Annotated in this window: 1 protein-coding gene; it reads left to right on the forward strand. The window is 40.7% G+C overall.

Features of this window, described 5'->3' with window-relative positions; translation table 11 throughout:
• A partial coding sequence (locus tag HC733_RS22270; protein ID WP_190367161.1) for an ISAs1 family transposase occupies positions 1–633 on the forward strand: 633 nt, incomplete at its 5' end.
• Between the last annotated feature and the right edge of the window lie 583 nt (positions 634–1,216).

Consider the following 1,216-nt stretch of genomic DNA (forward strand, 5'->3'; position numbering starts at 1 on the left):
GTGCTTGATATTAAGGGCAGTGTTATCACAGTGGATGCGCTACATTGTCAACGACAAACACTTGAAATGATCGCTGCGAAAAAAGCCGATGTTGTGGTGCAGGTTAAAAAGAATCAGCCTAAGCTATATCAGGCTGTAACCGAACAATTTCAACGCGTATTCGATGCTGGCAAGGAGCAAGTCGTAACGGAAGTAAAGCAGCAAGCACATGGTCGCACAGAGACGCGGATAGTGTATCAACTCAAGCCAAAATTAGACGAAGCGTTAGCGGCTAGTTGGCCGACAATTCGCAGCATCATTGCGGTAGAACGACACAGAACCTGCGGCGGTAAAACCAGTATTGATACCAGCTACTACGTCAGCTCAATGTCACCAAAAAATAAGGTGCTAGGCCACTACATCCGCCAACACTGGCGTATAGAGAACGGTCAGCACTATATACTAGATGTTGTTTTTAAAGAGGATTCATCAAGAATTTGTCTCGATGGTGCGGTGGAAAATATGGCCCTATTCAGGCGTTTTGTAATGAATATGCTCAAGCAGTGTGAATGCGGCTTACCGAGTCAACGCAGCAAATTAAAAACCGCTGGCTGGAACGACAAATTTAGGGCACAGGTGTTCTTTGGTTTATAAGTAATCAAAGTATGCTCCGCCCCTGCCGTCTGGTGCGGATGCAAAACTCGATGTACTACCTAGTAGTAATGCGGATGCAGTTAATAGTGTCATTTTGGTTTTCATCGTTTTCTCCTTATTATTATCTGCTAAGTCCAAAATTCACATAAATAGAACGTGATGATGAAACCATAATTACAAAATAATTACCCAAATTGCAAACATAAAACTCGCTATTAGAGATTTTTAATGGATTACCGAGTGAATAAAGCAGTGCCAATTACATCAATTAACTCTTTGATAACTGGCAGCACAGAAAGGATCAACAATAATGACATGGTGTAGTTGAAGCATATAAGGTATTTAGGTCGCGTCAAATAGCGTTTTAGTACGGAGCCAAATAATAACCAAACTCCTACACAAGGAAACGATACAAGTAGAAATATTAAAGCTATTGTTATTTGTTGGTCAAAAGAACTGACATTAACCTGAGGGATCCCCATAAATAATCATTTAAATTCAAACACATCACTAACATCCAAATTTTGCCAATTCAAGTCAGTGATGGTTTTCTTAAAATGCCGGAGCCCCGCCATATAGTCTT

This window comes from Pseudoalteromonas sp. S16_S37 (assembly GCF_014694405.1).
GTDB lineage: Bacteria > Pseudomonadota > Gammaproteobacteria > Enterobacterales > Alteromonadaceae > Pseudoalteromonas.